This is a genomic window from Rectinema subterraneum, from assembly GCA_009768935.1.
In the GTDB taxonomy this organism is placed as follows: Bacteria; Spirochaetota; Spirochaetia; order Treponematales; family Rectinemataceae; genus Rectinema; species Rectinema subterraneum.
The window spans coordinates 1-7,046 of record WESA01000073.1 but is presented as its reverse complement, the minus strand read 5'-3'; the positions used below and the strand labels follow the sequence as shown (position 1 = coordinate 7,046).

The 7,046-nt window shown below is 53.7% G+C and carries 7 protein-coding genes; 6 read left to right on the top strand and 1 reads right to left on the bottom strand.

Translation table 11 applies throughout. The features are described 5' to 3' along the window. The 6 genes from GAP13_RS12230 to GAP13_RS12205 all read left to right on the top strand — a co-directional run. The coding region (locus GAP13_RS12230) for a DUF1576 domain-containing protein (protein WP_158907847.1) at positions 1–1,024 on the top strand (1,024 nt) is incomplete at its 5' end. Positions 1,025–1,083: 59 nt separating this feature from the next. Further along, positions 1,084–1,467 (top strand): hypothetical protein, encoded by a 384-nt coding sequence (locus GAP13_RS12225; RefSeq protein ID WP_158908580.1) that lies wholly within the window; start codon positions 1,084–1,086, stop codon positions 1,465–1,467. Positions 1,468–1,476: 9 nt separating this feature from the next. Next, the gene (gene sbcB, locus GAP13_RS12220; RefSeq protein ID WP_158907849.1) at positions 1,477–2,946 is read left to right on the top strand and encodes an exodeoxyribonuclease I; all 1,470 of its coding nucleotides are present in this window, start codon (positions 1,477–1,479) and stop codon (positions 2,944–2,946) included. Between the two features lie 166 nt (positions 2,947–3,112). Further along, a complete protein-coding gene (locus tag GAP13_RS12215; protein WP_158907850.1) occupies positions 3,113–3,604 on the top strand; it encodes a hypothetical protein in 492 nt (163 codons plus the stop codon). Between the two features lies 1 nt (position 3,605). Further along, positions 3,606–4,706 carry a M48 family metalloprotease gene (locus GAP13_RS12210; protein WP_158908579.1) on the top strand — a complete coding sequence of 367 codons (1,101 nt, stop codon included), beginning with the start codon at positions 3,606–3,608 and terminating at the stop codon, positions 4,704–4,706. Next, on the top strand, positions 4,706–6,670 hold the full coding sequence (locus GAP13_RS12205) for a CHASE2 domain-containing protein (protein ID WP_158907852.1): 1,965 nt from the start codon (positions 4,706–4,708) through the stop codon (positions 6,668–6,670). The genes GAP13_RS12210 and GAP13_RS12205 overlap by 1 nt, the downstream gene beginning before the upstream one ends. 57 nt (positions 6,671–6,727) lie before the next feature. Here the strand turns inward: GAP13_RS12205 and GAP13_RS12200 are convergent. Then, the coding region (locus GAP13_RS12200) for a CbiQ family ECF transporter T component (RefSeq protein WP_222126218.1) at positions 6,728–7,046 on the bottom strand (319 nt) is incomplete at its 5' end.

Sequence of the window (7,046 nt, the reverse complement as noted above, 5' to 3'; positions counted from 1 at the left end):
GGGAGCGGCGCTGGCTGCCTTGTTCACGATGATGGGATTCGCATTTTTTGGCAAAACCTTGTTCAACTGCATCCCGATTATGGCTGGTGTTTCTCTTTCTGCCCTCATTGTGAAAAAAAAGCCTCGCGATTACGCCCTGATCGCCATGTTCGGGACAGCGATGGGGCCGCTCATTACCTTTCTTGCATTCGAGGTGGGAGTGAAACCTGTTTTCGCCCTGCCAGGATCGTTTTTAATAGGTTTGGGAATTGGCATCATATTGCCGCCGATCGCCATTGCGATGCTGCGTCTCCATCAGGGATATAATCTGTATAATGTTGGCCTTACCGCGGGCTTTGTGGGGCTCTTCACCGCTTCACTTTCGCACGCGGCAGGGGCGGATATTTTGCCTCTTTCGATGTGGGGGACAGAGCGTGAGCCGCTTTTAATCGCAATTGTTCCGGCAATCGTGCTCATCGCGGTTGTATGCATTGTGGCAGAAAATCCAGGCCATGGTCATTCAAACATTGGGCAGGCCGGTCGCGATATGCTCAAGATCATGGCGATGTCAGGCCGTCTTCCGAGCGATTTTTCGGATTTTGTATCTTCTAAAGGGGCGCTTCTGAATGCTTCGATTATTGGTCTGCTTTTCTGGATATTTATGGTCGCGCTCGGTGCGCCGCTAAATGGGCCTGTGCTCGGGGGGCTCTTTACCCTGATCGGATTTGCGTTTTTTGGAAAGCATCCGAAAAATGTTTTCCCTGTGGTGCTTGGCATAATCGCGGCGATTTTTGTATTTGGAAAGAGCATACTTGCGCCTGGTCCCTTGCTGGCGATACTGTTCGGGACTGCACTGGCGCCTCTAGCTGGCGAATTCGGGCCAGTTATCGGATTTGTCGCCGGTTTCCTGCACCTTGTCATCGTAGATCGGACTGGCGCATGGCATGGTGGAATGGATCTCTACAACAATGGCTTCGCCGCAGGGCTTACCGCGACATTGATCGTTTCGATCATCGATTGGTACAAGTCGTCGAAGTCTGACTGATCCCGCTGTGGAGCAATCGGGAGCATGGTGGTGAATCGGAAGAAAGGAGCAACGAAAAAATGAAACGGCAGGAACTCTATGTTCAGCTGATAAGCGAGCTAGCAAATTATCTGCTTCATGGCAACCCAAAAAAGATGGTGATTTCGCTCCACATGGAAGCTGATGGCTTTCATATAGCGGCTATCGATGACAGGCCTCGCACTGACAGCGAAATCGCCGAAATAGAACATAGTCTCATGATCCAGCAGAGGCCTGAACTCGCTTCGTACTATGGCACTATGGTTGGGCATGATCTCTTGGGCACTGCACGATTGGAAATGATCGGCTGGCAAATAAAAGGGGTCAAGCTCGAGCGCATTCCGGAGGGCGGCATCATGATCAACCTTTGGATTGGATCCGAAGGTTTCGATCCCAAGATGTTCACTCTGGAACAGGGAACGTGAGGCGCCTCGATGCCCGCAACGATGCTCTGGTATGATCTTGAAACATTCGGCCGCGATCCGCAGCACGACCGAATTGCTCAGTGCGCGCTTATCCGCACGAATGAAGCACTCGAAGAAATCGCCGATCCAATCGTGCTCTATTGCCGCCTGCCGCCCGACTACCTCCCTGACCCTGAAGCCTGCTACATCCATGGGATTACGCCGCAGGAAGCAGAGCGCAAGGGCATAAGTGAATACGAATTTGCCCTTCGCATTATGCATGAAATGGCAGTGCCCAATACTACGGTTGTGGGCTACAACTCGATCCAGTTCGACGATGAATTCATTCGGCGCCTCTTTTACAGAAATCTGCTCGATCCCTATGTCCGCGAATGGAAAAACGATAATTCGCGCTGGGACATTATCAATCTGATGCGTGCGGTGCATGACCTGAAACACGAGGGCTTTGAATGGCCGGTGAATGGCGATGGCAATCCTTCATTCAGGTTGGAGGAGCTTGCGAAGGCGAACAATATTGCGCACGAGACCGCCCACGACGCCCTGTTCGATGTGCGAGCGACCATAGGCCTCGCCAAAAAGGTGCAGCATACGTATCCGCGCCTCTATGAGTGGTACTACCATCACAGACGTCGCGAGAACCTTGCGCCTTTGGTTAACCTCTCTCTGCGGGAGCATATGCTCGTCCATACCTCGCAGCTGTACACGCGTCCGAATGGCTGTACGACCGTGATAGCACCCCTCGGCCTTGTCGAGGCTGATCGACATGCGCTTGTCGCGTACGATCTGCGCTTCAAACCTGAGCCCTTTGCTCAGATGAGCGAAGATGAGCTGAGGGATCTTTTGTTCACCGAGCGACTAGAAGGCGCTACAGGCCCGCAGCGCCCGCCCATAACGATGATCAGGCTCAACAGCTGCCCATACCTTGCTCCTGTCAAAGCGCTCACGAAAGATTCATCGAAGAGGCTCGGCATCGATATCGAGCAATGCAGACAGAACCTTCGCGAACTTGAAGCAGTGCCGGGTCTGAAAGAGCGCCTCATTGCCGCATATCGCCATGAAAAAAAGACTTCGGAAGAGCTGGATCCTGAATATGCGCTCTATGGGGGCGGATTCTACCCCGATGAAGACAGAAAAGAACTCGAGCGCTTCCATGAGGTGCTGCGGGAGCAGGGGCCTCATGCCGCGAAAAACGAATTTTTGAGGATCACCTATCGCGATCAGAGAATACCGACGCTTATGGGGAGACTCCTGGCACGCAATTTTCCTGAAACTTTGACAGCAGAACAGCATGTATCTTGGAGAAAGCATGCTTCGGGATGGGTTCAGCTCCCTCTTGAGAAAGGAGCAACAGCGCTCGCCGATTATGCACAGCTGGAAGCGCAGATCGCACAAATGCGGGAAGATGATCCGCGTAAGCCAATAGCAAGGGCGCTTCTTGATTGGAAGGCGCATATCGAGGATTTTATAAGAGAGAGGTAGCCGCCAGTGGCCGCGTGACTCGCGCACCCCGCGCCTCGCTCGGTCCGCTCGGCAAAAAATTTAAAAAAAGGGGTCAGACCCCATGTTAAAAAAAGTGGAATGCGGCATAATTGTATGTGTACAGGCAGGCGCGCGATGAACGCGCCGCTGTTCAAGAAGGAATGTCATGAAGCATCGATTCAGTATATTGATTGTCCTTGTAATGGTGATTGCAGCCGTGACATACGCCCAGGGAAAGCCTGCCGAAACCACCATGCTTATCCGTGTCGAGAAAACCGCGGTAAGAGCTACCCCTTCATTTGCTTCGCCTGTGCTTTTATTTGCAGCGTACCGGACTCCCGTGGCTGTCGTACAGATTGAAAATGGCTGGGTACTTGGTTTTGTGCAGGGATTGAGCAAGCCTGGGTATATTCACATAAGCGCTCTGGCTCCAGCCAAGGTTTCCTTGTCCTCCGACGCCGCTTCGGCTCCTCCTCCTTTGCAGGAATCTGAAATTGTGCTGGCTGGCAAAGGTTTTTCGTCGACGCTCGAGTCTGCGCTCAAGGAAGGCAACGCTTTCAATTTCGATGCAGTCGATGAAATGGAAAAACTGACCTATTCATTTGCAGAATGTTTGGCCTTCATTCAGGGGATCGATTTCTCACCGGGAGAATTGTGACGTGCATGTTGTTTCGCTCCGGTCTCGATCGCTTGTGGCGGTTTTGGCGGGCTTGGTGCTCGCCCTGGCGACATTACTTTTCTCATCATGCACCGTGTCGCCCGAGGCATTACAGCTTTTTTTGAACCAGGCCCTTTTGCAAGGGATGATCACTCCGGAGCAAGCCCGCCTCATTCGCGAAGCTGCCAGGTCGTTCCAGACTGAATCCAGGCCATTTACCTATGAAGAAGAATACGCCATCGGGCGAGTAGTGGCTGCCGCCGTGCTTTCCCAATATCCTGTGTACAATCAGCCTGAACTTACAGCGTACGTCAATAAAATCGGCCAGGGGCTTTCGTTTTTTTCCGCGCGGCCTTTGTTGCCGCAGGGCTACCATATTCTGATTCTCGACAGCGATGAAGCGCATGCGTTCGCAGCCCCTGGAGGTTTTGTGCTTGTCACGAGGGGGCTTCTGAGCCTTGCGACTTCCGAGGATATGCTCGCGGCTTTGCTGGCGCATGAAATTTCGCACACGGCACTTGGGCACGGGCTGGTTTCGCTCGCGAGCTATCGCATGGGAGATCTGGCCATGTACTATGCGGCTCTTTCGACACAAGCCGCAAACACTGAGAATAAGGAAACGGCGGCACTTTTTTCCGCGGCGGTACACGATTTTGTGTCGCTCATTTCGGTTCAGGGGTATTCACAGGCGATGGAATTCGAGGCGGATGCCGAAGCAATGCACATACTGTACGAAGCAGGATACCGCACTTCAGCCCTGAAGGAACTTGTGAGCGCTTTGGCAGATACGCAAAACGAGCATATTCAGCAGTACTCGATGCAGCACCCCTTGCCGGCAGATCGGCTGGCACGGATTGCAGTGCTCGAGCAGCAATATGAGCAAGCTGCTGAATTGAAAGCACGGCGAGCCGCAGCACGAAACACAGCTGGAATGTTCAGGCTCGAAAGCCAATTTTCCGATATCGGCTACCCGGCTTCCGAAGGAAGTGTGCTCGAAGCGAGCATCAATGCGTTTGGTCCCAGGCCCCAGGTATTCGGAACAGTCGCTCCGCTTGAGCTCATCCGGCGAGAGCGGTTCGAGGCAATGAAGAGGCTTTTCTAATGGAACACGATCGCAGCTCCATGCCGGAATTCCACTCAGCAATGAGCAGAAAGGCCCGATTTTTCTGGGCATTGGCTGTGGGGCTCGGGATCATGTTGGTGTTTCTGTGGCTCGGTGCGACAGAGCATCTCGGAATGGCCATCTATGACAGCCAGATGCGCGCACATGCAGCGCCGACAAAGCGAAGCGCAATGTCTTCTGGCGGCGGGGCCCAATCAGCAGAGCATGGCAAAATCGCCCTGGTTATGATCGATCAATCCAGCCTTGATTGGGTGCAGAAAGAGCTTGGCCTCGGGTGGCCATGGCCTCGCGAACTGTACGGAATTCTGGCGGGGTATTTGCGGGATGCTGAGGCGCAGGCATACGATATTCTCTTTACTGAACCGTCCACATTCGGACCTGAGGATGATGCGAAGTGCGCCCAGGCTATGACTGAAGCGGGGAATGTAGTTCTCGCGACGCTGGCGAGCAAGAAGCCAGTGCTCGATGTGCCAAATGCGCTATCCGGGCATGTCGCGGCAATTGTCGATTCTGACGGGATTTGCAGAAAATATCAGGCGTGGATGAGCCAGGATGATAGAAGATTGCTGTCGCTTGGACTGGCGGCGGTCAGCAAAAGTTCGAATCCGAAGGAGCTAGCGGCTTCATTGCCTGCTGACGGAGCTGTTCTCTTGAAATTCGGAAGCCCTGCGCGATTCGAGCGATACAGTGCGGCGCAGGTTATTGCTGCGGCAATGGACAGCGTGCAGGGTAACGCGAAGGGCAGCGCCACAGGGGAAGCCTCGCCGCAGCCTTCACCACAAATTGATTTCAGCGGCAAGGTAGTTGTCGTGGGCCTTTCTGCGCCAGGGCTCATGGACAGGCAGGCGACGCCCATAGATCCTGCGCTGCCGGGCATGGAGATACATGCCACCTTCATCGATAATATGTTCAACCACACATTCATGCAGCGCACACCAATATGGTTGGAGATGCTCGTCGGGGCGCTGGGAGCTGCGCTTATGGCATTTGCCCCGATGGTGCACAAGCGGCTTATTGCTGCGCTTGCGGTGATTATTGCAGTCGGAACTCCGATTGCGCTGTGCCTCGTGCTGTTCGGGAATCTTGTCTTTTTCAACCCGATTTCGGCTTTGGTGGCTGCATTTGCAGCCTTGGTCGCAGCAATCGGCTTGGGCTATCAAGCTGAAGGAAGACAAAAGGCATACCTGCGCAGGGCTTTTGCCCAGTATCTCTCTCCTGAGGTAATCTCCTCGCTGGTGGATCAGCCAGAAACTCTGCAGCTTGGCGGAGAATTGAAAACCATCACCACACTGTTCACCGATATGGTGGGCTTTACTTCGGCTTCAGAAAAACTGAATCCCACTCAGCTCGCAGCCTTCATGAACGAGTACTTGGGAATTATTAGCGAAGAGATTCTTGCGATGGGCGGGACCCTGGACAAGTATGTGGGCGATGCGGTTGTCGCTTTCTGGAATGCGCCTTTGAGTGTGGATGATCATGCGTATCGGGCACTTGCGACTGCAGTGCGGATTCAGGCCAGGCTTGGTGCTGCAAGCAAGGAGTTGGAACAGCGATATGGTATCGCGCCGCGGACAAGAATAGGTGTCGCGACAGGCAAAGCAATTGTGGGGAACCTTGGCTCCAGCAGGCGTTTTGCCTACACTGCAGTAGGCGATTCAGTGAATATCGCAAGCCGTCTTGAGGCTGCAAACAAGGCTATCGGGACTTCGATTCTCACGATGAGGGATACCGTGCAGCACGCAATTCGGAATGCGGAACCATCGAGTTCGACGGAAGCCGAAATCGCTCTTGGCTTGCCGGAGGGCGGAGCGATGATAGTAAGGCGTCTCGGCCTTGCGTCTGTGGAAGGAAAAGAGCAGCCCGTAGAATTATGGTCGGTCGAACATTCGCACGGGTCTGTCTCTGTGGAGCCATGGGACGGGGTTCGGCGCATTCCAAAATGACCGGTGCATTCCGAAATGATATGAAGTCTGTGCTTGTTTGTGAGCTCGCTTTATCAGCTATAATTTAGCGAGGAACAGCAATGCGATGGCTGCTCCAGCCATAGCCCAGTCGCCCCAGGCAAATTTCTGAAGGCGCAATGTCCTCGCAGGAGAATACGCGCGGATCTCCATCGCAGCTGCTGTGCGCCACGCTTGAACAATGCTCGCGATGATCAATTGCTCAAGCATTGCGAGAGAGCGGCGCAAATTCCGCCTGGAGAGATTGATGGCGCGAACTTCCCCTGCTTCCTTGATTCGCTGGTAGGTATCGAATATGCGCGGCAGGAAAAGAAGCACAAGCGAAAAGAGCATGCCAGGGTCAGAGAGAATGCTGGCC

Excerpts from the sequence above, each read along its gene's own strand:
- GAP13_RS12205 (WP_158907852.1), top strand. The coding sequence starts at position 4,706 with ATGGAACACGATCGCAGCTCCATGCCGGAATTCCACTCAGCAATGAGC.
- sbcB (WP_158907849.1), top strand. The coding sequence starts at position 1,477 with ATGCCCGCAACGATGCTCTGGTATGATCTTGAAACATTCGGCCGCGAT.
- GAP13_RS12225 (WP_158908580.1), top strand. The coding sequence starts at position 1,084 with ATGAAACGGCAGGAACTCTATGTTCAGCTGATAAGCGAGCTAGCAAAT.
- GAP13_RS12215 (WP_158907850.1), top strand. The coding sequence starts at position 3,113 with ATGAAGCATCGATTCAGTATATTGATTGTCCTTGTAATGGTGATTGCA.